The organism is Streptomyces cahuitamycinicus (genome assembly GCF_002891435.1).
Classification (GTDB): domain Bacteria; phylum Actinomycetota; class Actinomycetes; order Streptomycetales; family Streptomycetaceae; genus Streptomyces; species Streptomyces cahuitamycinicus.
The window spans coordinates 1-25,898 of sequence record NZ_POUC01000076.1; the positions used below are offsets into that span (position 1 = coordinate 1).

The 25,898-nt window shown below is 71.6% G+C and carries 26 protein-coding genes and 2 pseudogenes; 8 read left to right on the forward strand and 20 right to left on the reverse strand.

What is annotated here, in order from left to right; translation table 11 throughout:
• Nucleotides 1-4: 4 nt before the first annotated feature.
• The 7 genes and pseudogenes from C1J00_RS13240 to C1J00_RS13270 all read right to left on the reverse strand — a co-directional run bounded on the left by C1J00_RS13240 (nucleotide 5) and on the right by C1J00_RS13270 (nucleotide 6,364).
• The gene (locus tag C1J00_RS13240) at nucleotides 5-1,048 is read right to left on the reverse strand and encodes an NUDIX hydrolase (protein ID WP_102909244.1); all 1,044 of its coding nucleotides are present in this window, start codon (nucleotides 1,046-1,048) and stop codon (nucleotides 5-7) included.
• A 148-nt stretch (nucleotides 1,049-1,196) separates the two neighbouring features.
• Entirely contained in the window at nucleotides 1,197-1,397 is a 201-nt protein-coding gene (locus C1J00_RS13245; protein WP_102909245.1) for a hypothetical protein, read from the reverse strand.
• A 65-nt stretch (nucleotides 1,398-1,462) separates the two neighbouring features.
• Nucleotides 1,463-1,699: a hypothetical protein gene (locus tag C1J00_RS13250; RefSeq protein WP_102909246.1), complete on the reverse strand. Its 237-nt coding sequence runs from the start codon at nucleotides 1,697-1,699 to the stop codon at nucleotides 1,463-1,465.
• Between the two features lie 133 nt (nucleotides 1,700-1,832).
• A complete protein-coding gene (locus tag C1J00_RS13255; protein WP_102909247.1) occupies nucleotides 1,833-4,235 on the reverse strand; it encodes an ATP-binding cassette domain-containing protein in 2,403 nt (800 codons plus the stop codon).
• Nucleotides 4,236-4,385: 150 nt separating this feature from the next.
• A complete protein-coding gene (locus C1J00_RS13260) occupies nucleotides 4,386-4,802 on the reverse strand; it encodes a VOC family protein (protein WP_102909268.1) in 417 nt (138 codons plus the stop codon).
• A gap of 10 nt (nucleotides 4,803-4,812) precedes the next feature.
• Nucleotides 4,813-5,255: pseudogene (locus C1J00_RS13265) on the reverse strand (helix-turn-helix transcriptional regulator).
• Between the two features lie 155 nt (nucleotides 5,256-5,410).
• The gene (locus C1J00_RS13270) at nucleotides 5,411-6,364 is read right to left on the reverse strand and encodes an ROK family protein (RefSeq protein ID WP_102909248.1); all 954 of its coding nucleotides are present in this window, start codon (nucleotides 6,362-6,364) and stop codon (nucleotides 5,411-5,413) included.
• A gap of 195 nt (nucleotides 6,365-6,559) precedes the next feature.
• On the opposite strand from C1J00_RS13270, the gene C1J00_RS13275 reads away from it, so the two are divergent.
• Together C1J00_RS13275 and C1J00_RS13280 are read left to right on the forward strand one after the other, a co-directional pair.
• On the forward strand, nucleotides 6,560-7,624 hold the full coding sequence (locus tag C1J00_RS13275; protein ID WP_439333400.1) for a LacI family DNA-binding transcriptional regulator: 1,065 nt from the start codon (nucleotides 6,560-6,562) through the stop codon (nucleotides 7,622-7,624).
• Between the two features lie 7 nt (nucleotides 7,625-7,631).
• Nucleotides 7,632-8,447, forward strand: coding sequence for a hypothetical protein (locus tag C1J00_RS13280; protein ID WP_102909249.1), 816 nt, complete (start codon nucleotides 7,632-7,634; stop codon nucleotides 8,445-8,447).
• Here C1J00_RS13280 and C1J00_RS13285 read toward each other — a convergent pair.
• Nucleotides 8,393-10,380: pseudogene (locus C1J00_RS13285) on the reverse strand (serine/threonine-protein kinase). The gene C1J00_RS13280 and the pseudogene C1J00_RS13285 sit on opposite strands and share 55 nt — an antisense overlap.
• Nucleotides 10,381-10,536: 156 nt before the next feature.
• Nucleotides 10,537-11,838, reverse strand: coding sequence for a DUF6986 family protein (locus C1J00_RS13290; RefSeq protein ID WP_102909250.1), 1,302 nt, complete (start codon nucleotides 11,836-11,838; stop codon nucleotides 10,537-10,539).
• A gap of 195 nt (nucleotides 11,839-12,033) precedes the next feature.
• On the opposite strand from C1J00_RS13290, the gene C1J00_RS13295 reads away from it, so the two are divergent.
• The gene (locus tag C1J00_RS13295) at nucleotides 12,034-12,939 is read left to right on the forward strand and encodes an endonuclease/exonuclease/phosphatase family protein (protein WP_102909251.1); all 906 of its coding nucleotides are present in this window, start codon (nucleotides 12,034-12,036) and stop codon (nucleotides 12,937-12,939) included.
• A gap of 56 nt (nucleotides 12,940-12,995) precedes the next feature.
• Here C1J00_RS13295 and C1J00_RS13300 read toward each other — a convergent pair whose 3' ends face one another.
• The 4 genes from C1J00_RS13300 to C1J00_RS13315 all read right to left on the reverse strand — a co-directional run bounded on the left by C1J00_RS13300 (nucleotide 12,996) and on the right by C1J00_RS13315 (nucleotide 16,012).
• Nucleotides 12,996-13,958: an electron transfer flavoprotein subunit alpha/FixB family protein gene (locus C1J00_RS13300; RefSeq protein ID WP_102909252.1), complete on the reverse strand. Its 963-nt coding sequence runs from the start codon at nucleotides 13,956-13,958 to the stop codon at nucleotides 12,996-12,998.
• 57 nt (nucleotides 13,959-14,015) lie between these two features.
• Complete coding sequence (locus tag C1J00_RS13305; RefSeq protein WP_102909253.1) at nucleotides 14,016-14,804, reverse strand: electron transfer flavoprotein subunit beta/FixA family protein; 789 nt, start codon at nucleotides 14,802-14,804, stop codon at nucleotides 14,016-14,018.
• 219 nt (nucleotides 14,805-15,023) lie between these two features.
• A complete protein-coding gene (locus C1J00_RS13310) occupies nucleotides 15,024-15,515 on the reverse strand; it encodes a flavin reductase family protein (protein WP_102909254.1) in 492 nt (163 codons plus the stop codon).
• Between the two features lie 83 nt (nucleotides 15,516-15,598).
• Nucleotides 15,599-16,012, reverse strand: a complete 414-nt coding sequence (locus C1J00_RS13315) for a thioredoxin family protein (protein WP_102909255.1) — start codon at nucleotides 16,010-16,012, stop codon at nucleotides 15,599-15,601.
• A 78-nt stretch (nucleotides 16,013-16,090) separates the two neighbouring features.
• Between C1J00_RS13315 and C1J00_RS13320 the strand changes: the two genes are divergently transcribed.
• Together C1J00_RS13320 and C1J00_RS13325 are read left to right on the forward strand one after the other, a co-directional pair.
• On the forward strand, nucleotides 16,091-16,507 hold the full coding sequence (locus C1J00_RS13320) for a DUF4395 domain-containing protein (protein ID WP_102909256.1): 417 nt from the start codon (nucleotides 16,091-16,093) through the stop codon (nucleotides 16,505-16,507).
• A gap of 188 nt (nucleotides 16,508-16,695) precedes the next feature.
• Nucleotides 16,696-17,424, forward strand: coding sequence for a lysophospholipid acyltransferase family protein (locus C1J00_RS13325; protein ID WP_102909257.1), 729 nt, complete (start codon nucleotides 16,696-16,698; stop codon nucleotides 17,422-17,424).
• An 18-nt stretch (nucleotides 17,425-17,442) separates the two neighbouring features.
• On the opposite strand, the gene C1J00_RS13330 is transcribed toward C1J00_RS13325, so the two are convergent.
• From C1J00_RS13330 to C1J00_RS13350, 5 genes are all read right to left on the reverse strand, one after another.
• Nucleotides 17,443-18,144 (reverse strand): B3/B4 domain-containing protein, encoded by a 702-nt coding sequence (locus tag C1J00_RS13330; RefSeq protein ID WP_102909258.1) that lies wholly within the window; start codon nucleotides 18,142-18,144, stop codon nucleotides 17,443-17,445.
• Between the two features lie 12 nt (nucleotides 18,145-18,156).
• Nucleotides 18,157-18,729 carry a transglutaminase domain-containing protein gene (locus C1J00_RS13335; protein ID WP_102909259.1) on the reverse strand — a complete coding sequence of 191 codons (573 nt, stop codon included), beginning with the start codon at nucleotides 18,727-18,729 and terminating at the stop codon, nucleotides 18,157-18,159.
• A 68-nt stretch (nucleotides 18,730-18,797) separates the two neighbouring features.
• Nucleotides 18,798-19,868, reverse strand: coding sequence for a threonine aldolase family protein (locus tag C1J00_RS13340; protein ID WP_102909260.1), 1,071 nt, complete (start codon nucleotides 19,866-19,868; stop codon nucleotides 18,798-18,800).
• Entirely contained in the window at nucleotides 19,865-20,611 is a 747-nt protein-coding gene (locus C1J00_RS13345) for an SDR family NAD(P)-dependent oxidoreductase (RefSeq protein ID WP_102909261.1), read from the reverse strand. The genes C1J00_RS13340 and C1J00_RS13345 overlap by 4 nt, the downstream gene beginning before the upstream one ends.
• Nucleotides 20,612-20,652: 41 nt before the next feature.
• On the reverse strand, nucleotides 20,653-22,050 hold the full coding sequence (locus C1J00_RS13350; RefSeq protein ID WP_102909262.1) for a DUF6421 family protein: 1,398 nt from the start codon (nucleotides 22,048-22,050) through the stop codon (nucleotides 20,653-20,655).
• A 249-nt stretch (nucleotides 22,051-22,299) separates the two neighbouring features.
• On the opposite strand from C1J00_RS13350, the gene C1J00_RS13355 reads away from it, so the two are divergent.
• Entirely contained in the window at nucleotides 22,300-22,983 is a 684-nt protein-coding gene (locus C1J00_RS13355; protein WP_102909263.1) for a glycerophosphodiester phosphodiesterase, read from the forward strand.
• Between the two features lie 3 nt (nucleotides 22,984-22,986).
• Here the strand turns inward: C1J00_RS13355 and C1J00_RS13360 are convergent, their stop codons facing one another.
• On the reverse strand, nucleotides 22,987-23,526 hold the full coding sequence (locus C1J00_RS13360; RefSeq protein ID WP_102909264.1) for a GNAT family N-acetyltransferase: 540 nt from the start codon (nucleotides 23,524-23,526) through the stop codon (nucleotides 22,987-22,989).
• Nucleotides 23,527-23,597: 71 nt separating this feature from the next.
• Here C1J00_RS13360 and C1J00_RS13365 point away from each other — a divergent pair, with 71 nt between their 5' ends.
• Nucleotides 23,598-23,990 (forward strand): VOC family protein, encoded by a 393-nt coding sequence (locus C1J00_RS13365; protein ID WP_102909265.1) that lies wholly within the window; start codon nucleotides 23,598-23,600, stop codon nucleotides 23,988-23,990.
• A 484-nt stretch (nucleotides 23,991-24,474) separates the two neighbouring features.
• Nucleotides 24,475-25,236, forward strand: coding sequence for a VOC family protein (locus C1J00_RS13370; protein ID WP_102909266.1), 762 nt, complete (start codon nucleotides 24,475-24,477; stop codon nucleotides 25,234-25,236).
• A gap of 60 nt (nucleotides 25,237-25,296) precedes the next feature.
• Here the strand turns inward: C1J00_RS13370 and C1J00_RS13375 are convergent, their stop codons facing one another.
• Complete coding sequence (locus C1J00_RS13375; RefSeq protein ID WP_102909267.1) at nucleotides 25,297-25,851, reverse strand: MarR family winged helix-turn-helix transcriptional regulator; 555 nt, start codon at nucleotides 25,849-25,851, stop codon at nucleotides 25,297-25,299.
• Nucleotides 25,852-25,898 lie beyond the last annotated feature (47 nt).

The following is a 25,898-nucleotide window of genomic DNA, read 5'->3' on the forward strand; positions in this document are numbered from 1 at the left end:
CACGTCAGTCGACCGGTACCCCGGCCTCCAGATAGAGCGCCGCTCCGCGTTCGCGTGCCCTCAGGGCCCAGCGCAGCCGCTCGTAGCGCACCGGAGGCAGCAGCTCTGCGGCCTCCTCCTCGGTGACGAAGCGCCAGGCGCGCAGCTCCGGGCCGGGCAGCAGCAGCCGCCCCGCCTCCGCGGAATCGAGGAGGCCGCCGTCGAAGAGGAGCCGCAGACCGCCGTAGCCGGGGGGCGCGGGGCGCTCCCAGTCGACGACGAGCAGGCCCGGCACCCTGTCGAGGCTGATGCCGGTCTCCTCGGCGACCTCCCGCATCCCGGCACGTGCGGGCGCCTCACCGGGCTCGACGACGCCGCCGGGAAACTCCCACCCGGCCTTGTACGTGGGGTCGACGAGCAGCACCCGGCCCTGCTCGTCGAAGAGGAGCACTCCGGCGGCGACGGTCTCAGCGGTGGGCTCGGGCGTCTGCACGATGTCGCAGACGGGCACGGAACCGCTGGAGACGGCCTCGGCGATCCGGACCGCCGTCTCGTACGGCGTGAGGTCGCTGGTGTCGACCGGGTGGGCGTCGGCGGTGAGCCAGGAGACGAGGGCGGCCCGGTACGGCTCGATGTGGTCGAAGGACCACTGGCGTATTCGCAGGTCGCCGTCGGGCAGGTCCCGAGGGACCTCACGGCTCGCTATCCGCTCCCGCAGTATCGTTTCGGCCGGAGCGAGCAGGATGTGGCTGACCGGAATCCTGCGGGCGGCCAGGCCCCCGAAGATCTCGTCGCGGTACTCCTGGCGCAGCAGGGTCATGGGGACGACGAGGGTCCCGCCGAGCTCGGCGAGCATCGCGGCCGCCGTGTCGATCACCAGCCGTCGCCAGATCGGCAGGTCCTGGAAGTCGCCGGCCTCGGCGAGGTGTTTGGGTGGCAGCAGGTGGGCGAGCGCGCCGCCGACGACCTCCGGGTCGAAGAGCGTGCTGTTCGGGATCAGTTCGATCAGTTCCCGTGCGGTGGTGGTCTTCCCCGCACCGAACGCGCCGTTGATCCAGACGACGGTCACAGGTCCCCCTCTTCTGTTGGCCCCCTGAGGCTTGCCCGCTCCACCCTGCCACGGAAACCAGCCGCAGTTGAGGGCGCATATGACGACGGCGCCGTCGCCCCCCTCCGGCGGGAGCGACGGCGCCGTGGCCGCGGGGCCGTGCGGGTCGTCAGCCCTTCTTCTTCGCCTGGGCGCCGTCCTCCCCGTCCAGGGACAGGCTGTCCTTGGCGACGGTCTCGTCGAGGGTCTTGAGGGTGTCGTCGACGCTCAGGGTGCCGAGGCTGTCCCCGAGGGCGTGGGACGGGGTGACCGCCGCGACGACGAACCCGGTGGCGAGGGAGGCGATGGCGAGCATGCTGCGCTTCTTCATGCCCGATTCAACTGCCGGACCCGCTCCGGGGTCACGCAACCGTGTACGACCGGGCGAAGCGGGCTTCACGCGGAGTCGCCGTCCCGGTCGGCCGCCCACGTCCCGGGCCCGCCGCCGCGCCACTCGATCAGCCCCGTGGCCGCCACGTACGCCGCGTCCGCGTCCTCGATCCCGGCTCGCCGCAGGAACTCCGCGACGTCGAGGGGCCCGTAGGCGATGCCGAGGAACTGGTCGTCCACACGCACCCGCCGGCCGCCGTCCGCGGCGGGCGGGTAGACCACGACGGGCTTCTCGGACGCCATGGCACCAGAGTGCGCGGGGACGGCCCCGGCCGCGCGCCGGGATGGGCCGTTCAGCCCGCCCTCCACGGCTGCCGCAGGGACAGGGGGAAGCCGCCGGTGCGGGGATCCACCGGCGGCTCGGTTCCTTCCCGGGTCAGGCGCCCACGTAGGCCGCCAGATGCTCCCCGGTCAGAGTGGAGCGAGCCTCGACGAGGTCGGCCGGGGTGCCCTCGAAGACGATCCGGCCGCCGTCGTGACCCGCGCCGGGGCCAAGGTCGATGATCCAGTCGGCGTGCGCCATGACCGCCTGGTGGTGCTCGATCACGATGACCGACTTGCCCGAGTCGACGAGCCGGTCGAGCAGGCCGAGCAACTGCTCCACGTCCGCCAGGTGGAGGCCGGTGGTCGGCTCGTCGAGGACGTACACGCCGCCCTTCTCGCCCATGTGCGTGGCCAGCTTGAGCCGCTGCCGCTCGCCGCCGGACAGCGTGGTGAGCGGCTGTCCGAGGGTGAGGTAGCCGAGCCCGACGTCCGCGAGCCGCTCCAGGATCTTGTGCGCGGCCGGAGTGCGGGCCTCGCCGCTGCCGAAGAACGCCTCGGCCTCGGTCACCGGCATCGCCAGCACCTCGCTGATGTCGCGGCCGCCGAGGCGGTACTCCAGCACCGACGCCTCGAACCGCCGGCCCTCGCACTCCTCGCAGGGCGTGGCGACACTCTGCATGATCGCCAGGTCGGTGTAGATGACACCGGCGCCGTTGCAGGTGGGGCAGGCTCCCTCCGAGTTGGCGCTGAAGAGCGCCGGCTTCACCCCGTTGGCCTTGGCGAAGGCCTTGCGGATGGGGTCGGCCAGCCCGGTGTACGTCGCCGGGTTGCTGCGCCGGGAGCCGCGGATCGGGGTCTGGTCGATCGCCACCACGCCCTCGGCCCCTGCTTGCCGGGCCATCGAGCCGTGCACGAGCGAGCTCTTGCCGGAGCCGGCGACGCCGGTCACGACGGTGAGGACGCCCAGCGGGATGTCGACGTCGACGCTGTGCAGGTTGTTCGCCGAGGCGCCCCGCACCTCCAGGGCGCCGGTGGGCTTGCGGACCGTCGCCTTGATCTTGGCCCGGTCGTCGAGGTGACGGCCGGTGACGGTGTCGCTGCGGCGCAGCCCCTCCAGAGTTCCCTCGAAGCAGACGGTGCCGCCCGCCGTGCCGGCACCGGGGCCGAGGTCCACGACATGGTCGGCGATGGCGATCGTCTCCGGCTTGTGCTCGACGACCAGCACGGTGTTGCCCTTGTCGCGCAGGCGCAGGAGCAGGTTGTTCATCCGCTGGATGTCATGGGGGTGCAGGCCGATGGACGGCTCGTCGAAGACGTAGGTGACGTCCGTGAGCGAGGACCCGAGGTGGCGGATCATCTTGGTGCGCTGCGCCTCGCCGCCGGAGAGCGTGCCCGAGGCCCGGTCGAGCGAGAGGTAGCCGAGGCCGATCTCCACGAACGAGTCGAGGGTGTGCTGGAGCTTGGTCAGCAGCGGCGCCACCGACGGCTCCTGAAGCCCCCGGACCCACTCCGCCAGGTCGCGGATCTCCATCGCGCAGGCGTCGGCGATGTTCACCTTGCCGATCTTCGAGGAGCGGGCCAGCTCGCTGAGCCGGGTGCCGTCGCACTCGGGGCACCGGCTGAAGGTGACCGCCCGGTCCACGAAGGCCCGGATGTGCGGCTGCATCGACTCGCGGTCCTTGGAGAGGAAGGTCTTCTGGATCTTCGGGATCAGCCCCTCGTAGGTGAGGTTGACACCGCTGATCTTCACCTTGGTCGGCTCGCGGTACAGGAAGTCGTGCCGCTCCTTCTTGGTGTACTTCCGGATCGGCTTGTCCTTGTCGAAGAAGCCCGACTCGGCGATGACCCGCACCACCCAGCCGCCCCCGGTGTAGGTGGGGATCGTGAACGGGTCCTCGGAGAGCGACTTGAAGTCGTCGTAGAGCTGGGTGAGGTCGATGTCGGAGACGGTGCCCCGGCCCTCGCAGTGCGTGCACATGCCGCCGGTGCGGCTGAAGGACACCTTCTCGGTCCTGGTCTTGTCGCTACCGCGGTCCACCGTGAACCCACCGCTCGCCGAGACCGAGGCGGTGTTGAAGGAGAACGCGCCGGGCGGGCCGATGTGGGGCGTGCCGAGCCGGCTGAAGAGGATCCGCAGCATGGCGTTGGCGTCGGTGGCGGTGCCGACGGTGGAGCGGGGGTCGGAACCCATGCGCTGCTGGTCGACGGCGATCGCGGTCGTCAGCCCGTCCAGTACGTCGACCTCGGGCCGGGCCAGGTTCGGCATGAAGCCCTGCAGGAAGGCGCTGTAGGTCTCGTTGATCAGCCGCTGCGACTCCGCCGCGATCGTGTCGAACACCAGCGAGCTCTTGCCCGACCCGGAGACGCCGGTGAACACCGTGAGCCGGCGCTTGGGGATCTCGATGCTGACGTCCCTGAGGTTGTTCTCGCGCGCGCCGTGCACGCGGATCACGTCATGGCTGTCGGCAACGTGCGGCCCGGGCGACTGTTTGTCCGTCGTCGTGGCCTTGCTCATGGTGTCTCCATCTGCCGGGCGGCGCTGCCGCGTTCGGGCGATCTCGGGCCCCGCGCCGGTCCCGAGGGGCGGCGCGGGGGATGCGGGAGCCGGAGCAACTGCACGGCCGTACGGGGCTCCCGCTGGGTGACGCGTCGTTCTGTGGGGCTGCTACGGCGCCTTCACCTGCTGGATGCGGACCATGTTGCCCGCGGGGTCGCGGAAGGCGCAGTCGCGGACGCCGTAGGGCTGGTCCACCGGCTCCTGGACCACCTCGGCGTCGCCCGCCTGCACCCGCTCGAAGGTGCCGTCGACGTCGGTGGTGGCCAGGACGATGCCGGCGTAGGTGCCCTTGGCCATCAACTCGGTGATGGTGCGGCGCTCGTCGTCGGTGATGCCGGGGTCGGCGGCCGGCGGGTGCAGCACGATGTTCGTGCCGGGCTGGCCGACGGGGCCGACCGTGATCCAGCGCATGCCCTCGTATCCGACGTCGTTCCTGACTTCGAAGCCGAGGGTGTCGCGGTAGAACGCCAGGGCGGCGTCCGGGTCGTCGTGCGGAAGGAAGCTGGCGTGAATGTGGAGGTCCATGGCCATCACGCTAGTTTCGGCTCGCGGCGGGCGCTTCTCGATTCCTGACCGGTCTGGTCACCTGCTTCGACACGCACGACGGAATGCCCGCCGTCGCGCGCGCCGCCTCCCGCCGTAGGCACTGGGCGGCATGCCGACCAGCTCGGTGAAACGGGTGCTGAAGGTGCCCAGCGATGCGCAGCCCACCTCGAAGCACACCTCGGTGACGCTGAGGTCGCCCCGGCGCAGCAGCGCCATGGCGCGCTCGATGCGCCGCGTCATGAGGTAGCTGTACGGCGACTCCCCGTACGCCTGCCGGAACTCGCGGCTCAGGTGCCCCGCCGACATGTGCACGCCCCGGGCGAGCGCCTCCACGTCCAGAGGCTTCGCGTACTCCCGGTCGATGCGGTCCTTGACACGGCGCAGCCGGGCGAGGTCACGCAGGTGCTGTGCGGAGGCGGGTCTGCTGCTCACAAGCGTGATCGTGCCACATCGCACGCACGTGCGGCTGATTTCCGGCTATACGGAACGGATCGGTCCGTATCACCCCGGGAGCACCGTCGCGTCAGCACCCCTCCGCATCACGCCCTTGCAGGCTGAACGTTCCTGCCCGATCGGCCGAACCGGTCTCACACCCCGGCCGCCGCCGCGTCCGTGCGCTTGGCCAGTGCCGCCGCCGCCGCGCCCACCAGCCCGGCGTCGGTGCCCATCTGCGCCGGTGCCACCGTCAGGTGGCGGACGAAGGACAGCGTCGCGTAGGCGCTCAGCGCCTTACGCAAGGGCTCGAAGAGGACGTCGCCCGCCTTGCCCACTCCCCCGCCGATCACGGCGATGTCGATCTCCACGAGCGTCGCGGTGGCCGCGATCCCGGCGGCCAGGGCCTGGGCGGCCCGCTCGAAGGAGGCGACGGCGACCGGATCGCCGGAACGGGCGGCGGCCGCCACGGCGGCGGCCGATGTGTCGCCGTCGGGGCCGGGCCGCCAGCCGTTCTCCAGGGCGCGCCGGGCGATGTTGGGACCGCTCGCGATGCGCTCCACACAGCCGCGTGAGCCGCACGGGCACGGATCGCCGTCGAGGTCCACGCTGATGTGACCGATGTGGCCCGCGTTGCCGGTGGGCCCGGGGTGCAGCCGGCCGCCGAGCACGAGGCCGCCGCCGACGCCGGTGGAGACGACCATGCACAGCGCGTTGTCGTGGCCACGGGCGGCGCCCTGCCAGTGTTCTGCCGCCGTGATCGCCACACCGTCGCCGATCAGCTCGACGGGCAGGTGCCCCGCGGCGGCCCGCACCCGGGCGACGAGCGGGAAGTCGCGCCAGCCGGGCACGTTCACCGGGCTCACCGTGCCCGCGCAGGCGTCCACCGGACCGGCGCTGCCGACCCCGACCGCCGTGGCACGCCCCCACAGCGGCGACGCGGTCAGCTCGCCCAGCACCTCCTCCACGGCTCGCATCACGGTGTCGCCGTCCTCCCGGGCGGGCGTCGGCCGCTGGGCGCGGGCCAGGATCCGGCCGTGGCCGTCCACCAGAGCGCCGGCGATCTTTGTGCCGCCGATGTCGAGCGCGGCCACGAGGTCGGTGTGCATCAGAGTCGGATCTCCCCGTCGGGCATGAGAAAAACGCCGAGAACGGCCGTCAAGCAGGGCAAGCAGCGGTCCGGTCCCGCGAGGTTGCGTGGGGCCGGAGATTGCGGTGGACAGTCTCCCCCGAGCCTGACAACGTTGTCCAGGCTCTATGCTCGACGCCACATCCTCATACAAACCCAGGACCGAAGCACCCCCGTGGACGACAGGACAGGACTGGACACCGTGGCCCCTACTCCCCTCCGATCCGCAGCGCGCTACGGCACCCGGCCGACCATGAAGGACGTAGCCGCACGCGCCGGAGTAGGCCTCAAGACGGTCTCCCGCGTCGTGAACGGGGAACCGGGGGTCACCCCGGAGACGGAACGGCGGGTCCAGGAGGCGATCGACGCCCTCGGCTTCCGCCGCAACGACAGCGCGCGGGTGCTGCGCAAGGGCCGCACGGCGAGCATCGGCCTGGTCCTGGAGGACCTCGCGGACCCGTTCTACGGACCGCTGAGCCGGTCGGTCGAGGAGGTGGCCCGCGCGCACGGTGCCCTGCTGATCAACGGCTCCAGCGCCGAGGACCCCGAGCGCGAGCAGGAGCTGGTGCTGGCCCTGTGCGCGCGGCGGGTCGACGGGCTGGTGGTGATCCCGGCCGGGGACGACCACCGTTATCTGGAGCCCGAGCTCAAGGCGGGTGTCGCCACGGTGTTCGTGGACCGGCCCGCCGGGCACATCGACGCCGACGTGGTCCTGTCGGACAACTACGGCGGGGCCCGCGACGGTGTCGCCCACCTCATCGCGCACGGGCACCGCCGGATCGGCTTCATCGGCGACATGCCCCGCATCCACACCGCCGCCGAGCGGCTGCGCGGCTACCGCGCCGCGATGGAGGACGCGGGCATACCGGTGGCGGGCTCCTGGATGTCCCTCGGCGTCACCGACCCCGAGCGGGTGCGCAGGGCGGCCGAGTCCATGCTGACCGGCCCCGACCCGGTCACGGCGGTCTTCGCCGGCAACAACCGGGTGACGGTCACCGTGATCCGCGTGCTCGCCGAGCAGTCCCGCCGGGTCGCCCTGGTCGGCTTCGACGACATCGAACTCGCCGACCTGCTCCAGCCGGGCGTCACGGTCGTCGCCCAGGACGCGGCGGACCTCGGCCGCACCGCGGCGGAACGTCTCTTCCGGCAGCTGGACGGCCTCCTGGTCACCCCCGAGCGCATCGAGCTGCCGACCCGGCTGATCACCCGCGGCTCGGGCGAGATCCCCCCGGCGGACTGAGCGGCCGATGGACGACGCCACCGATCGCACGCTGCGAGCCCTGGGCCTGCACGAGGCGCCTCGCGAGCACCCGCTGCTGTATCCGGGCGCGTGGCCGTCGGATTCCGGGCTCCTCGACGGGGACCGCTTCCTGCCACTGGAGCGGCTGGTGTACGAGGACCGCACGCCGGTCGTCGCCATCGGCTCCAACGGCTGCCCGGGGCAGCTCAGGCACAAGATGACGGAGTGCGGGATCGGGTCGCCGCTGCCGATGGCCAAGGCCCGTGTGACGGGCGTCGACGCCGGCGTCTCGGCGCACGTGAGCCGCATGGGGTACGTGTCGGCCTCGCCGGTCGGCGCCCCGGACACCGTGCGCGAGCTGTTCGTCCTGTGGCTCGACGCCGAGCAGCTCGCGGTGATCGACGCGAGCGAGGGCGTGCCGCTGCCGGGCGGCAACTTCGACCGGGCCTGGCTGCCCTCGCCCGACGTCCGGATCGACCTCGCGGACGGCACACGTCTGCCCGGGGCGTACGCCTACGTCAACCGGCACGGTGTCCTGCACGACGGCACGGGCACTCCGCGCACGCACCCGGGCGAGCGGGAGCTGCTGGCGGAGCTGCTCGTCGGGCTGCCGCGCCTGCGGGAGCTGTTCGGTGTCGTACCCGAGGAGTTCTGCGCGCGGGCCCGCGGGGACCGGCGGCTGTGCGAGCGGGGCACCCGGCTGTTCATCGAGGAGAAGCTGGTGACGGCCTCCGGTCTCGAACGGTACGTGGCAGCCTCGGCACGCGCTCAGCAGAGCGGAAGCCCGGGGACCGGCGCGTCGTTGTCACCGCCCTTGACGTAGACGTCGCTGACCCAGACGTTCGTGTTGCCGCTGTCGTCGTCGGTCTTCGCCCACCAGACGTTGGTCCACTCCCCGGAGGTCTCGCGGCGGCCCAGGTTCTGCTGGCAGTAGAAGTAGTTGGTGCCCGCTTTGAGGATCCCGGCCTTGGTGCCGGAGGCGGTGTAGGAGTCGGCGGTCTTCCAGACCTGGCAGTTGTACTTGCCGCCGCCGATGGGGTGGCAGACCGGGGCCTGGGTGGTCGGGTCCGCGGAGGCGGCGCCGCCCGGTACCTCTCCGCTGGTGGCGCCGTCGGTGGACTCGGCGGGGGCGGAGGTGGTCGCCCGGCCGGTGGGCTCGGGGTCCTTGGCGGCATCGGGCTTCCCGGACGGGGCCTTGCCCTTGTCGTCGGCCTGTTGCGTGGATCTCGGGGCGCTGGAGCCGTCGTCCGCGCCGCCGGGCTCGGAGGGCCCGGCGCCCGCACCGGCGGTGCCGGCCCGTGCGGCGGTCTCCTTGCCGGCGGAGCCGCCCGAGTCGCCGAGCAGCGCGACCGTGGTCCCGGCGGCGGCGAGCACGACGGCGACGGCCACGGCGGCGAGCAGCACGCGTGCCTTGCGCCGGGGCGCGGTGCGGTCTGCGTTCACGGGAGTGGTGGCGGCGGAGACGCCGGAGGTGGTGGCGGCGGAAACGCCGGGAGTAGCGGTGGCGGAAACGCCGGGAGTGGTGCCGCCGGGATCGGCCGGACCGGAGCCCTGAGGGCCGGCGCCGGGGCCCGTCGGCGGGGCATGACCGGGTTCAGGGCCCTGCGGGCCGATGCCTTGCGGCGTCGGGTGGCCTTGCGGCGTCAGGTGGCCTTGCGGCATGGGGTGGCCGGGAACGGCGGGCTCCCGGCCGCCGTCGCCCGCGGTCCCCGCCGCCCCTGCGGCTCCGAACGCGGCTGCCGTGCCGAAGCCCGGCGCGTTCACGCCCTCGTGAGGTATGGCCGGGCCCTGCTGCGGGGGCCCGAACCCGGGCGGTACCGAGGGGACGCTGCGCTGCGTCGCCGCGCGCGGGGCGGGGCCGCGGGGCCGCGCAGAGAAGAGGTCGGCGTGTCCGCGCCGCCCGTGTCAGCGACCGCCTGGAGCAGTTCGCGGGCCTGGCCGGCCTCAGGGCGGGACTCGGGCCGCTTGTCCATGAGCCGCTGGAGGACGGGCGCGAGGGAGCCGGCGCGGCGGGACTCCGGCAGCGGCTCGGTGACGATCGCGGTGAGCGTGGAGAACGTGGACGTGCGTCGGAAGGGCGAGGAACCCTCGACGGCCGCGTACAGCGTGGCGCCCAGGGCCCAGATGTCGGAGGCGGGGCCCGGGTCGGCGCCCTGCGCGCGCTCCGGGGAGAGGTAGTCGAGGGAGCCGACGAGTTCGCCGCTGCGGGTGAGATGCGTGGCCGAACCGTCCCCGGGATCGTCCATCGTGGCGATGCCGAAGTCGGTGAGGACGACCCGGCCCGAGCGGTCGAGCAGGATGTTGCCCGGCTTCACGTCCCGGTGCAGGACACCCGCGCGGTGGGCGGCGGCCAGGGCGTCCATGACCTTCGCGCCGATCCCGGCGGCCTCGCCCGGGTCCAGCGGGCCGCTCTCGCGCAGGACGTCGTCCAGGGACGGCCCGTCGACCAGTTCCATGACGATGATCGGGCGGCCGTCGACCTGGGCGATGTCGTGCACGGAGATGACGCCGGGGTGGCGCACCCGGGCCGCCGCGCGCGCCTCGCGCCGCATCCGCAGCTGCAGATCCGCCAGTTCGGGACCGGCCGCGTCGGTGTAGGTGCGCAGTTCCTTGACCGCGACCTCACGGCCGAGGACCTCGTCGACGGCCTTCCAGACGACTCCCATGCCGCCGCGCCCCAACGCCGCCGTGACGCGGTAGCGACCGGCCAGCAGCCGTCCGGCCCCGTCCGCCCGCCCGTGCTCCCCCGTTGACACCGCTGCCCCGTTCCTGTGTGACCCCGCCCTGTGCGCTGACGGCCCGACACCGTCAGTGCGTGGCGTACAGAATAGGGGGCAGCGGTGATGGCGACGGCCGCGATGACGGCTGTGACAGGGCCGGTACGCGCCGGCCGGTCCGCCGTGCGGACGGTGTCAGGCGGATGCCGTCAGGTCCCCGCGCCGGGGTGCCGCGAAGGACTCCAGGTCCGCCCGGGTCAGGCCGGCCAGGCGGGCGACCTCGCCGTTGTCCAGGGCGCCGCAGTCCAGGCCGCGCAGCAGGTAGCCGCTGAGGGCCTTGGCGGTTGCCGGTTCGTCCATGACGTCGCCGCCGGTGCGGTTGGCGTAGCGGGACAGGCGGGCGGCGGCCTGCTCGAAGCCCTCGCGGTAGAAGGCGAAGACGGCCGCGTAGCGGGGGGGGGTGTGGCCGGGGTGCATGTCCCAGCCCTGGTAGTAGGCGCGGGCTAGGGCGCGGCGGGTCAGGCCGTAGTGCAGGCGCCAGGCGGCGTGGACCTTCGCGGTCGGGCCGACCGGCAGGACGTTCGTCGAGCCGTCCGAGACGCGTACGCCGGTACCGGCCGCCGCGACCTGCATGACGGCCTTGGCGTGGTCCGCGGCGGGGTGGTCGCTCGCCTGATGGGCGGCTGAGACGCCGAGGCAGGCGCTGTAGTCGAAGGTGCCGTAGTGCAGGCCGGTGGCGCGGCCCTCGGCGGCCTGGATCATGCGGGCTACGGTGGCGGTGCCGTCGGCGCCGAGGATGGACTGGCTGGTCTCGATCTGGATCTCGAAGCCGATCCGGCCGGGTTCGAGGCCGTGGGTCTTCTCGAAGGCGTCCAGCAGCCGCGCCATGGCGGTGACCTGCTCGGCGTACGTCACCTTGGGCAGGGTGAGCACCAGCCCGCCGGGCAGGCCGCCGGCCTCCATCAGGCCGGTGAGGAAGATGTCGAGGGTGCGGATGCCCCGGGCGCGGACCGGCGCTTCCATGCATTTCATGCGGATGCCCATGTACGGGGCGGCTGTGCCTTCTGCGTAGGCCTCGGCGACGATCCTGGCGGCGCGGGCGGCGGCCGTGTCCTCCTCGGCGTCGGGGCGGTTGCCGTAGCCGTCCTCGAAGTCGACGCGCAGGTCCTCGATCGGCTCGCGTTCCAGCTTGGCGCGCACGCGCGCGTGGACGGGCTCGGCGAGCTCCTCGGCGATGCCGAGGACGGCGGCGAAGGACGCGGCGTCGGGCGCGTGTTCGTCGAGGGCGGCCAGCGCCCGGTCGCCCCAGGAGCGGACGGTGTCGGCGGCGAAGGCGTCGCCGGGCACGTAGACGGTGTGGACGGGCTGGCGGGTACCGGGGTCCCCGGGGTAGCGGCGCTCCAGCTCCGCGTCGACCGGCGCGAGGGAGGCGCTGATCTCCTCGCTGACGGCGCCCGCGAGGCTGGTCGCCACCTTCTCCTGCTGGCCCTGACCCATTCCGAGACCCTCCTGTTTTTCCGCTGTACGGAATCAACAATCCGTAGAGCGAAGTTATCGGCCGACCTTCGACCTGGTCAACACCGTCTTGAGGTGCGATTGCCCATCCTTCACGCCCGGTCACCGCAGACCCGCTCTCATCTTCCGTATTCAGAGGGCAAGCTTCATCCTGACGTGCAAGGGGAGGGAGATCACGTGCCGAACGAGGCCGGAGTGACGCGCCGCCACGGGCTCAAGGCGGCGGCGGCCGCCGCCATCACAGGACCGCTGCTCACCACCGCGGGCCCCACACAGCCCGCTTCCGCCGGCGAGCACCCGGGCGCCCTGAACGTCATGACGTTCAACGTGCGCTTCGCGACCGTCGTCGACAAGACACCGCGCTGGGCCGTGCGCCGACCGGTGATGCGAGAACTGCTGCGCCGCGAGCGGCCACACGTCATCGGCATCCAGGAAGGGCTCTACCAGCAGGTGCGCATGATCGAGACGGATCTCGGCGGGCACTACGACTGGATCGGCACCGGACGCGGGGGCGGCAGCAAGGACGAGTTCATGGCGATCTTCTACGACACGCGCAGACTCGACCCGCTGGAGTTCGATCACTTCTGGCTGTCCGACACCCCGAACACGATCGCCTCGAACACCTGGGGCGCGGACTGGCTGCGCATGGTGACCTGGGTCCGTTTCGCCGATCTCGCCGACGGCGGCCGGGAGTTCTACGTCCTCAACACCCATCTGGACAGCGTCAGCCAGTACGCCCGGGAACGCTCGGCGGGGCTCATCGGCGAGACGATCGCCGGGTGGGACCGGTCGTTACCGGTCATCGTCACCGGCGACTTCAACGCTGCCGCCCACGACAACCGGGTGTACGACCTCATGCTGGACATCGGGCTGGTGGACGCCTGGGACGCGGCGGCCTCGCGGAGTCCGGCGTACGGCACGCACCACGGGTACCGGAGGCTCAGACCCGGCGGGCGGCGCATCGACTGGATCCTCACCACGCCCGGGGTGACCACGCACCGGGCCGGGATGAACACCTTCAGCGTGGACGGGACGTATCCGAGCGATCATCTGCCGGTGCAGGCCTCGATGACCCTGGGATGAGAAGAGGCCCCCGTGACCGTTCGCGCGGTCACGGGGGCCCTCCTCAGGCGGGTCGATCAGCCCTTGCGGGTCTTGATCTCCTCGGTCAGGGCGGGGACGACGTCGAAGAGGTCGCCGACGACGCCGTAGTCGACGAGGTCGAAGATCGGGGCCTCGGCGTCCTTGTTGACCGCCACGATCGTCTTCGAGGTCTGCATGCCGGCACGGTGCTGGATCGCGCCGGAGATGCCGTTGGCGATGTACAGCTGCGGCGAGACCGACTTGCCGGTCTGGCCGACCTGGTTGGTGTGCGGGTACCAGCCGGCGTCCACCGCGGCACGCGAGGCACCGACAGCCGCGCCGAGGGAGTCGGCGAGCGCCTCGATGAGTCCGAAGTTCTCCGCGCCGTTGACGCCACGGCCACCGGAGACCACGATCGCGGCCTCGGTCAGCTCCGGACGGCCCGTCGACTCACGCGGGGTGCGGCCGGTGACCTTGGTGCCGGTGGCCTGCGCGGAGAAGGTCACAGACAGGGCCTCGACCGCGCCTGCGGCCGAGGCGGCCTCGACGGCGGCGCTGTTGGGCTTGACCGTGATGACCGGCGTGCCCTTGGAGACACGGGACTTGGTGGTGAAAGAAGCGGCGAACACCGACTGGGTGGCCACGGGACCGGAGTCGCCGGCCTCGAGGTCGACGGCGTCGGTGATGATGCCGGAGCCCAGACGCAGCGCCAGACGGGCGGCGATCTCCTTGCCCTCGGCGGAGGACGGCACCAGCACGGCGGCCGGGGACACGGCCTCGACGGCGGCCTGGAGGGCGTCGACCTTCGGTACGACCAGGTAGTCGGCGTACTCGGAGGCCTCGTGGGTGAGGACCTTGACCGCGCCGTGCTCGGCGAGCGTGGCGGCGGTGTCACCGGCGCCGTTGCCCAGCGCGACGGCGACCGGCTCGCCGACGCGGCGGGCCAGGGTCAGCAGCTCAAGGGTGGGCTTGCGGACGGCGCCGTCCACGTGGTCGACGTAGACGAGAACTTCAGCCATGGGACTTCTTCTCTCCTGCTTGCGAAAGATGAGGGACGGACAGCGACTGCGTCGGGCCTAGATGAACTTCTGGCCCGCGAGGAACTCAGCGAGCTGCTTGCCGCCCTCGCCCTCGTCCTTGACGATCGTGCCCGCGGTGCGGGCCGGACGCTCGGTCGCGCCGTCGACCGTGGTGTAGGCACCCTCGAGGCCGACCTCCTCCGCCTCCAGGTCCAGGTCGGACAGGTCCCAGGACTGAACCGGCTTCTTCTTGGCGGCCATGATGCCCTTGAAGGACGGGTAACGGGCCTCGCCCGACTGGTCGGTCACGGACACGACCGCCGGGAGGGAGGCCTCGAGGCTCTCGGAGGCGGCGTCACCGTCGCGGCGGCCCTTGACCGTGCCGTCCTCGACGGAGACCTCGGACAGCAGGGTCACCTGCGGCACACCCAGACGCTCGGCGAGCAGCGCGGGCACGACGCCCATGGTGCCGTCGGTGGAAGCCATACCGGAGATGACCAGGTCGTAGCCGGCCTTCTCGATCGCCTTGGCCAGGACCAGGGAGGTGCCGATGGCGTCGGTGCCGTGGATGTCGTCGTCCTCGACGTGGATCGCCTTGTCCGCGCCCATGGACAGCGCCTTGCGCAGGGCGTCCTTGGCGTCCTCGGGACCCACCGTCAAAACGGTGATCTCCACGTCGTCGCCTGCGTTCTCGGAGATCTGCAGCGCCTGCTCGACCGCGTACTCGTCGAGCTCGGAGAGCAGACCGTCCACGTCGTCCCGGTCGACGGTCAGGTCATCGGCGAAGTGCCGGTCGCCAGTGGCGTCGGGCACGTACTTCACAGTGACAACGATCCTCAAGCTCACGCCGGCTCTCCTACTGCATCGTCATTTCCATGCTGCCTACTTGCAGGCAGCATAGGCGCCTCTAGCGTCCGATCCCGGTCGGGGCGACCCACGCCCCGAGCGAAATATTACTCGTCAGTACACCCAGTTCGTTCCCGCTAAGCAAGCGCTTTGAACTGTGACCTTCGCAACGCAGCGTAACCGGAACTCGACGGTCACGCAGCACGGGGGACGTCCCGCTCAGTCGCCCAGACGCTGGAAACGTCCCTGGTGATAGAGGAGTGGACGACCGGTGCCCGTGGGGTCGCCGTGCACGACCTCGGCGAGCACGATCCGGTGGTCCCCGGCGGGCACGCGCGCGACGACCCGGCCCACCAGCCAGGCGAGCACGCCGTCCAGGACCGGAACGCCCTCGGGCCCATCCCGCCAGGCTGTGGGCGGGCCGAAGCGGTCGGCGCCGCTGCGGGCGAAGGTGACGGCCAGCTCCCGCTGGTGCTCACCGAGGATGTGGACGCCGACGTGGTCCGCCGTCGCGATCGCGGGCCAACTGGAGGCGTCGGTGCCGATCCCGAAGGACAGCAGCGGAGGTTCGGCGGAGACGGACGCCAGGGAGGTCGCGGTGAAGCCCACCGGGCCCGCCTCGCCACGAGCGGTGACGACGGCGACACCAGCCGCGTGCCGCCGGAAGACCGAGCGCAGGAGGTCGGGTGTGGCGAGGAGGTCCGCAGGCATGGGGTCAGGCTGACGATAACTGGTACGCACAGTCAAGTTGGTTCCGTGATGTGGGAGATGACTCACGGACGGCGTCACACCGGTCACACCGCCTCCCCCAGCGCGGCGATCACGTCGGCCTTGCGCGGCTGCCCGGTGGCCCTGCGCACCACCCGGCCGTCGGCGTCCAGGACCAGCACGGTCGGGGTCTTGAGGATCTCCAGCCGCCGTACGAGGTCCAGGTGGGCCTCGGCGTCGATCTCGACGTGGACCACGCCCGGGACCACACCGGCGACCTCGCCGAGGACCCGCCGGGTCGCCCGGCAGGGCGCGCAGAACGCGCTGGAGAACTGCACGAGCGTGGCCCGCTCGCCGAGCTCCGCGCCCAGGTCCGCCGCATCGAGCCGCTTGCCGTCGTCACGCCCGCGCACCCGCACTCTCCCGCTCCGCCGCCGTTGCAGCACTCCGTAGGCGCTCGCCGCCACGAGCACCACCACGCACACCACCAGTCCGGTCATCACCTGCTGCAAGCGTTCACGAGACCGCAAAGATTCCCGGCCCCGCCACCCGGCCGTCCTGCGGAATGATTGGTTCCTATGGACATCGATGTGAGAGGGCCGCGTTTCGGCGCGGCCGTCACGGCCGCCGTGCTGGCGGTCGTTCTGGTCACGGGGAGCGCCTGGCTGCTGGCCTGGCAGACGCTGGCGTTCCTGCTCGGCGCGGCGGGCGGGGCCGGACGCTCCCCGTACGGCCTGCTGTTCGCCAAGGCCGTACGGCCGCGGCTCGGCCCGCCAAAGGAGTTCGAAGCACCCGAACCGCCGCGTTTCGCCCAGGTGGTGGGGTTGCTTTTCGCCGGACTCGGGCTCGTCGGCTACACCCTGGGCCCCGGCTGGCTGGGACTCGCGGCGACCGGCGCCGCGCTCGCCGCCGCCTTCCTCAATGCTGCGTTCGGGTACTGCCTGGGGTGCGAGTTGTACCTGCTCGTGCGGCGGGCGGCGGTCCGCGCGGGGTAATGGGCGCGCAAAAGCACGAGGTGGGAACCGGCGGACGACGTGACGAGAATCTCGCCGCCGACGGGCACGGGGACTGGCTACCCGGCCGTTCTTGGGGCACGATCTGCGACAAGCCGTAAAACCTACGGCTGCGTAACTTTCCACTGGGAATCCCTTCCCAGGCAGAGCAGGAAGGGGCCGGCCCGCCCATGGCAGAGCTCGTCTACCGTCCCGTCGTCGGTTTCGCCCGCACGCTGTTCAAGGTGTGGGACCTCAAGATCGACCTCCAGGGTTCGGAGAACATCCCGCGCTCGGGCGGCGCCGTGCTGGTGAGCAATCACATCAGCTACCTGGACTTCGTCTTCGACGGCCTGGCGGCGCTGCCGCAGAAACGTCTCGTGCGTTTCATGGCGAAGGAGTCCGTCTTCCGGCACCGCATCTCCGGTCCGCTGATGCGCGGGATGAAGCACATCCCCGTGGACCGCAAGCAGGGCGAGGCAGCCTACGCGCACGCCCTGGACTCGCTGCGGTCGGGCGAGATCATCGGGGTCTTCCCGGAGGCGACCATCTCGCAGTCGTTCACGCTGAAGAGCTTCAAGTCGGGCGCCGCGCGCCTGGCCCAGGAGGCCGGCGTCCCGCTGATCCCGATGGCGGTGTGGGGCACCCAGCGGCTGTGGACCAAGGGGCACCCGCGCAACTTCAAGCGCAGCCACATCCCCGTCACGATCCGGGTGGGCGAGGCGATCGAGGCCTCCCGCGACAAGTACGCGGGCGCCATCACCCGCCAGCTGCGCGAACGCGTGCAGGAACTCCTCGAGGCCGCCCAGCGCGCCTACCCGGTCCGCCCGAAGGGCCCGGACGACACCTGGTGGATGCCGGCCCACCTCGGCGGCACGGCCCCGACGCCTGAGCAGGTGCGGGCAGCCGAGGCGCACTGACACCCGCCCTGCCGGAACTCAGCCGGAGGGCTCCGGAGCGCGGACGGCGATGTCCGCTCCCGGGCTGAACTTCGCCAGCAGCTCGGCGAGTTCCGCGGCGGCCTCCGTCACCTCGGCGACCGGCATGGGTGCCAGGCTCTCCAGCAGGAAGATGCCGGACGTCGTGCGCTCGGTGAGCCGGGTGCGCGGGCCCTGGCGCCAGTTCCAGCGGCGGCAGGTCACGCCCGCGTCGTCCCGCCACACGACTTCGCCCGCGTCGGGGTGCTCGAAGGTCTCCTCGCCCCCGACGACGGTCACGAAGTCCTCCTCCCCCGTGGCACGGGTCAGGCGCATTCCGCCCTCGATGCGGTCGGCGTCCTCGCCGCCGACGGGAATCAGATGGGCGACGGAGACGGCGTTGTAGAGGTCGACCAGCAAATTGATGCGGGGCAGCCCGGCCTCCGACAGGGCCCGCCTGGCCAGCGCCTCCGCGGAGTTCCGGGTGCGGGACGGCTTCGAGCCGAACGCCGTGTAGGCCTCGCGCCATGCGGCCATGTGCGGGTCCTCGTGCGGGGCGCGGCCGTCCAGCCGTACGGCGAGCCGGCGCGCCGCGTCGTCCAGCAGGGCCGCACTGGCCTCACTGCTCGGCCCGTTGACCAGGCCGTGTGCCTCGATCGCGACGTGGGTGAAACCGGGGGCGAGTGCGCGTACGTCGTCGGACACGGTCAGTGTGAGCGTCATGGTCGCCTTGCCTCAGAGTGCGGTGGGGAGCGTCTGCCAGAGGTACGGCCGGTCGCGCGCTGCCGTGAGGGCGTCCAGCACGACCGGATGCGGTGCAGCATACAAGACCGGATAGTCCATTTCATTGGACGCCGGATCGGGCGCGAAGGCCAGCCGCTCACCATCGAGGGAGAACTGGGCATCCACACCGGGCTTGTTGCCCCGGGGATCCTGCCGATGCCACGCGCCGTTGAACCGCACGGCGACCAGCCCGTGCACGACGTCCAGTTTCTGGTAGCACAGGGCAGTGGGGATGTCCTCGGCCCGGAGCAGGGCGGCCAGCGCGTGGGCCTTGGCATAGCAGATGCCGGTGCGCTGCTCCAGGACGTCCGAGGCGCGCCAGGTGACGCGGAGATCACCGGAGTCCTGCGAGTGCGGGACGGTGTCGCGTACGAACTCGAAAGCCGCCCGCGCATATTCATACGAGTCGACCACCCCGGCAGCGATCCTCGCCGCCGTTTCGCGCACGAGCGGATGGTGATGGTCGACCACCTCGTCGGGGGCCAAGTAGGCGGAGAGGTCTGGTGTCTGCTGGATCAGCTGCATGCAGGCAGAGCGTAGGGAGAGATCACTCTACCGTCAATTGACTTACACTCTGCCGCATACCTATGCATCTAACGGGCCATCTCCTCCTTCAGCGCTGCCAGGAACGCGTCCACGTCGTCCTCGGTCGTGTCGAAGGCGCACATCCAGCGGACGTCACCCGCGGCCTCGTCCCAGAAGTAGAAGCGGAACCGCTTCTGGAGGCGCTCGCTCACGTCGTGGGGCAGGCGGGCGAAGACCGCGTTGGCCTGCACCGGGTAGAGGATCTCCACACCGTGCACCGCCCGCACGCCCTCGGCGAGCCGCTGGGCCATCTCGTTGGCGTGACCGGCGTTGCGCAGCCACAGGTCCCGGGCGAGCAGGGCTTCCAGCTGCACCGACACGAAGCGCATCTTGGAGGCGAGCTGCATGGACAGCTTGCGCAGGTGCTTCATGTGGCTCACGGCGTCCCGGTTGAGGACCACGACGGCCTCGCCGAACAGGGCGCCGTTCTTCGTGCCGCCCAGGGAGAGGATGTCGACGCCGGCGGCGTTGGTGAGTGTGCGCATCGGGACGTTCAGGGTGGCGGCGGCGTTGGCCAGCCGCGAGCCGTCCAGGTGCACCTTCATGCCGTGCGCGTGCGCGTGCTCGCAGAGGGCGCGTATCTCCTCCGGTGTGTAGACCGTGCCCAGTTCGGTGGCCTGGGCGATGGAGACGACCTGCGGCATCGCCCGGTGCTCGTCGTCCCAGCCGTACGCCTGCCGGTCGATCAGCTCGGGCGTGAGCTTGCCGTCGGGCGCCGGGACGGTGAGCAGCTTCAGGCCGCCGACCCGCTCCGGGGCCCCGCACTCGTCGACGTTGATGTGCGCGCTCTCCGCGCAGATCACCGCGCCCCAGCGGTCGGTGACCGCCTGGAGCGCGACGACGTTCGCGCCGGTGCCGTTGAAGACCGGGAACGCCTCGGCCGTGGGCCCGAAGTGGCTGCGGATGACCTGCTGGAGGTTGTCGGTGTAGGCGTCCTCGCCGTACGCGACCTGGTGCCCGCCGTTGGCCAGGGCCAGGGCGGCGAGGACCTCCGGGTGGGCCCCGGCGTAGTTGTCGCTGGCGAAGCCGCGGACCTCGGGGTCGTGATGACGGCGGGCGTCGGTCTTCGGCGGGTTCACGGCTTCTCGGTGAGCCACAGACGGTTTCCGTTCACTTCGGCGGCGGGCTTCTCCCAGACCTCGGTGACGGCCTCGGCCAGGTCCTTGACGTCCGTGAAGCCCGCGAACTTCGCGTTGGGCCGGTCGGCGCGCATCGCATCGTGGACCAGCGCCTTCACCACCAGGATCGTGGCAGCCGACGTCGGCCCCTCGGCGCCCCCGGCCTTGCGGAAGTAGTCCGCCATGGCCAGCGTCCACGCCTCGGCCGCGGCCTTGCCGGCCGCGTACGCGGCGTTGCCCGCGGTGGGCTTGCTGGCACCGGCGGCGCTGATGAGCACGTACCGGCCGCGGTCGCTGCGCTGCAACGCCTCGTGGAAGGCGAGGGAGGTGTGCTGCACCGTGCGGACCAGCAGCATCTCCAGGAAGTCCCAGTCGTCGAGGCTGGTCCGGGTGAAGGTCTCGCTGCCGCGCCAGCCGCCGACGAGGTGGACCAGCCCGTCGACACGGCCGAAGTCCTTCTCGATGCGAGTGGCCCAGTCGCGGGTGGCCTCCAGGTTCAGCAGATCGACCGTGTCACCGGTGACGGTGGCGCCGCCGGTCGCGTAGCGCGCCGCGTCCACCGCCTCCACCAGCCGCTCCGGATCGTTGTCCGAGCCGATGACGGTGGCTCCCGCTTCGGCCAGCCTGAGCAGTGCGGCCCGGCCGGCGGGCCCGCCCGCTCCGGCCACCGCGATCACCGCACCGCTGAGCGCCCCGTTCCCCATGATCTTCGCCTCCTGAGCAGTGTTCCCGGTCTGCCGATCGCTCACGCGGCGATCCGCTCGGCGCTGTCAGCCGTGATGCCCTTGGTGGAGGCGATCACGTTCTTCAGCTTCTTGGAGAGTGCCTCATAGAACATGCTCAGCGGAAACTCGTCCGGAAGCACGTCATCGACGAGTTTGCGCGGGGGCTGCGTGGTGTCCAGGGCCTCGGGGCCCTTGGCCCACTTGGAGCCCGGGTGCGGGGAGAGGTAGGTGGAGACAAGCTCGTAGCCGGCGAACCAGTGGACGAGCTTCGGGCGGTCGATGCCGTCGCGGTACAGGTCCTCGATCTCGGCGCACAGTTGGTTGGTGACCTGCGGGGCGCGCTCCCAGTCGATGGTGAGCCTGTTGTCGGTCCAGCGGACGACGTCGTGCTTGTGCAGGTACGCGAAGAGGAGCTGGCCGCCCAGGCCGTCGTAGTTGCGCACGCGCTCGCCGGTGACCGGGAAGCGGAACATGCGGTCGAAGAGGACCGCGACCTGCACGTCACGGGCCTGCGGCACGCCGTCGGCCGACAGCTTCACGGCCTCCTTGAAGGCGGTGAGGTCGCAGCGCAGCTCCTCCAGGCCGTACATCCAGAACGGCTGGCGCTGCTTGATCATGAAGGGGTCGAAGGGCAGGTCGCCGTGGCTGTGGGTGCGGTCGTGGACCATGTCCCACAGGACGAACGCCTCCTCGCAGCGCTTCTGGTCGTGGACCATCGCGGCGATGTCCTCGGGCAGCTCCAGGCCCAGGATGTCGACGGCGGCGTCGGTCACGCGGCGGAAGCGGGCGGCCTCGCGGTCGCAGAAGATGCCGCCCCACGTGAAGCGCTCCGGGGCCTCGCGCACGGCGATGGTCTCGGGGAACAGGACGGCCGAGTTGGTGTCGTAGCCGGCCGTGAAGTCCTCGAACTTGATGCCGCAGAACAGCGGGTTGTCGTAGCGGGTGCGCTCCAGCTCGGCCAGCCAGGCCGGCCAGACCATGCGCAGCACGACCGCTTCGAGGTTGCGGTCGGGGTTGCCGTTCTGGGTGTACATGGGGAAGACGACGAGGTGCTGGAGGCCGTCCGCGCGGTTCGCGGCGGGCTGGAAGGCCAGCAGCGAGTCGAGGAAGTCGGGCACCTGGAAGCCGCTGTCGGCCCACCGGGTCAGGTCCTTGACCAGGGCCTCGTGATAGGCGCCGTCGTGCGGGAGCAGCGGGGAGAGCTCCAGGACGGCGTCGGCGACCTGGCGGACCACGAGCTCGGCGTCGGCCGGGTCGGGCGCGCCCTCGGCGTCGAAGTCGATCGACCCGTCCTTGGACTGCCATGGCCGGATCCGCTCCACGGCATCCTTGAGCACGGGCCATGCCGGGTGCTCCACCACCCTGGCCACGGGAGGAAGAGCGTCCTCCGAACCCACCTGCACAAGAATTTCCGTCATGTCCCACCTTCCACGGGAGAATCTCACGTATGCAGACCGTATACACACGAGGTTCCTCCCAGCAAGGGTGAACCCGGGAAATTATCCTGCCTCACCCTCCCCTTCACCGCACTTTTTCCTGCCGGTCACGCTTCTGCCCGGATGTGCGGCGACCATGCCCTCACTCTCTGCACAGGGCGGGTCCAGGCGATACGGTCAGGGGGGCCGCCGGGCCCCCACTGCCGCCTGTCGACGGAAGAGAGTCGCGTCTTGAACTTCCTCACCATCGGTCACCGCGGAGTCATGGGTGTGGAGCCCGAGAACACCCTCCGGTCCTTCGTCGCCGCCCAGGAGGCGGGGCTCGACGCCATCGAACTCGATCTGCATCTGAGCAAGGACGGCGCGCTCGTCGTCATGCACGACACGGATGTGGACCGCACGACCGACGGCACCGGGCCGATCGCCGAGAAAACCCTCGCCGAGCTGCGGGCCCTGGACGCCGGCCGGGGCGAGCGGGTGCCGGTCTTCGAGGAGGTGCTGGAGGCCGTCCAGGCGCCGCTCCAGGCGGAGATCAAGGACGCGCAGGCGGCACGGGCCCTGGCTGAGGTCATGAACCGGCGCGGACTGGCCGGCCGGGTGGAGGTCTCCTCGTTCCACGACGAGGCGATCGCCGAGATCAAGCCACTCGTACCGGGTGTGCGCACCGCACTGATCGCCAGTCGCTACGGCACCGACATCGTGGACCGGGCCGTCGAGGCGGGCGCGGCGACCGTCTGCCTCAACATCCGCCGGCTCACCCTGGAGATCGTGGAGCGGGCCCGCAAGGCCGACCTGCGGATCATCGGCTGGGTGGTGAACACGCAGGACCAGCTGCGTCTCGTCCGGGCCTTCGGCCTGGACGGCGCGACCACCGACCACCCGGACATCAAGCGCACGGGCCGTTTCACGGCCTAGTGACTACGCGAGTTCCTTCACGAGCAGCTCGAACCTCAGGTCGTCGCGCTGCGGAACGCCGAAGCGTTCGTCGCCGTACGGGAACGGTGTCATCCGTCCCGTACGGCGGTAGCCGCGCCGCTCATACCAGGCGATGAGGTCGTCGCGCACGGAGATCACGGTCATCTGCATCTCCCGCACGCCCCAGGTTTCGCGGGCCTGCCGCTCCGCCTCCGCGATGATCACCTTGCCGAGGCCCGCGCCCTGGAGCCGGGGGCTGACGGCGAACATCCCGAAGTAGGCGTTCTCGCCCTGGTGCTCCAGCTGGCAGCAGGCGACGATCCCGCCGTCCCGCTCCACCGTGAGGAGCCGGCTGTCGGGCGACTCGATGACCTCCAGCACACCCTCGGGGTCGGTGCGCTGCCCTTCGAGGATGTCCGCCTCGGTGGTCCACCCGGCCCTGCTGTCGTCGCCCCGGTACGCCGACTCGATCAGCGCGACCAGCTCGTCCACGTCGGCGTCGGTGGCGTCGCGGAAGGTCAGTTCGGTGGCGGCGGTCTCCATGGGCGTACGTCTCCGTTGCGGCGGCGAGGCTGGGCAGGGTTGAGCGTAACGCCACCACTAGGCTCCGCTGCATGGTGCATGTACTCGGCAGCCGGATCCTGCTCCGCCCCACCGACCCCGAGCGGTCGCGCGCCTTCTACGGCGAACAGCTGGGCCTCGCCGTGTACCGCGAGTTCGGGACCGGGCCGGAGCGCGGCACGGTCTTCTTCCTGGGCGGCGGCTTCCTGGAGGTCTCGGGCCGCTCCGACACGCCCCCGGTGCCCGCCGTGCGGCTGTGGCTGCAGGTCGACGACGTGGCGGCGGCGCGGGAGGAGCTGCGGGCGAGGGGCGTGGAGATCGTGCGGCCGCCGGTGAAGGAACCCTGGGGGCTGATCGAGATGTGGATCGCGGATCCCGAGGGGACGCCGATCGTGCTGGTGGAGGTGCCCGCGGACCATCCGATCCGCTACCGGCCCGGCATCTGACCCCGGCCCGGGCCTTGCTCCCGGCCCCGCCCGGCGCGGGTGAGTGAGCGAAGGCCCGCACCGGTCAGAAGGGCGGTCATGGCACTGCCGTCGGCCGGTTCGCAAGCGACGAGCCGGTCCACGCCGCACCGCCGCAGCCGGTCCGCGGCCCGGGCGAGCGGCCGGCGCTCCGGGCCGGTGCCGTGCTCCGCCGGGTCGATGCGCAGGTCGCCGACGTCGGCGAGGCCGGCGGCGCGCGTGTGGCGTTCCGGGCGTGCCGGGGCGGGACCTCGTCGTCAGCGCGGTGACGCGGCGGGTGGGCCGCGGCGACGACGTACGTGCAGGTGGGGGCCGTCGTCCCCGGTGTCTCCGTCTCCAGGGACGTACGCCGGGGCCGCATCGGCACACCACCGGGTTTCCCCGGATGGCAGGGAGCCCCGCGGGCGGCTTAGCGTGCTGGAGGGGCCCTCGGGGGCCCGTCCCCGCCGCTCGTGGAAGGAACGCCATGAAGCTCGACGCACCGGTGACCGGCGGCCCCTGCTGGACAGAGCTGGGGACCAGTGACCTGGAAGCGGCCCGGCGGTTCTACACGCGGCTGTTCGGCTGGCGGCCCGAGGCGGACGCGCGTCAGGAGGCCGGCGGCTACACCGTCGCACATCTCGGAGACGCGGCCGTGGCCGCGCTCGCCCCGCTGTACCAGCCGTCGCAGCCGGTCGCGTGGAACGTGTCGTTCGCGGTGACCGACGCGGACGCCACCGTCCGCGCGGTGACGGAAGCGGGCGGAGCACTGCTGTTCGGCCCGACGGACGTGTTCGACATGGGGCGGTTCGCGGTGGCCGCCGATCCGGGCGGCGCCGTCTTCCAGCTGTGGCAGGCGGGGACCTTCCCGGGCGCCGGGCTGTTCAACGCGCCCGGTTCGCTGGGCTGGGTGGAGCTGATGACGCGGGACCCGGAGGGGGCCGTGTCCTTCTACCCGCGGGTGTTCGGCTGGACGGTCGCCCCGTCGGACCGCTACACCCAGTGGGGCGTCGGCGGCGCGGACTTCGGCGGCATGGTGACGATGGACGACAAGTTCCCGCCCGAGGTGCCGGCGCACTGGCTGCCGTACTTCGCGGTGGCCGACGTGGACGACACGACCGCCGTGGTCCAGCAGCACGGCACGGTGCTGATGGTGCCCACCTCGGTGCCCGACGGGCCGCGCATCGCGGTGCTGCGGGACCCGCAGGGGGCGGTCTTCGGCGTGTACCGGGCGGGCGACGAGGCCTGAGCCGGCCTCGCGTCGTCACACCCTGTCCGACGGGACCGCCACTGCCCGGCTCGTGGGCGGTCAGGCCCGCAGGACGCCGAGCCGCCCCTCCAGCTGGCTGAGCAACTCCCCCAGCAAGGCGGCGAGTTCACCTTGCTCCGGGCCGTCCACGCCGGACAGCACGGCCGTCTCGTAGGCGAGCTGGACGGGCAGGATCGCGTCGACGAGGTCGCGCCCGGCGTCCGTGAGGCGGAGGTGGACGACCCGGCGGTCACGGGTGTCGCCCCGCCGTTCGACCAGACCGCGCTCGGTCAGCTGCTTCAGGCGCTTGGTGACGGCGGCCCCCGAGGAGAAGGTCTCCCTGGCCAGGTCCCCGGGCGTCAGTTCGTGCCCGGTACGACGCAGCGCACCCAGCAGATCGAACTCGGGCCGGCTGAGCCCCGCCCGTCTCAACGGGGCGTCCTCTGCCTGCTGCAGCAGAGCGGCGCACCGGTTGATCCGCCCGATGATCTCCATCGGCCCGGTGTCGAGCCCGGGGTGCACGGCCTGCCACTGCCGGACGACGGCGGCGACGGTGTCGACCCGGCGGCCGCCGCCCGGGAGATCCTCACCGGACGCGTGAACCTCCTCGCCCATGCCCCCTCCGGCCGTTGCCTCCTCGTCGGCCGTCCGCCCCTCCGCCC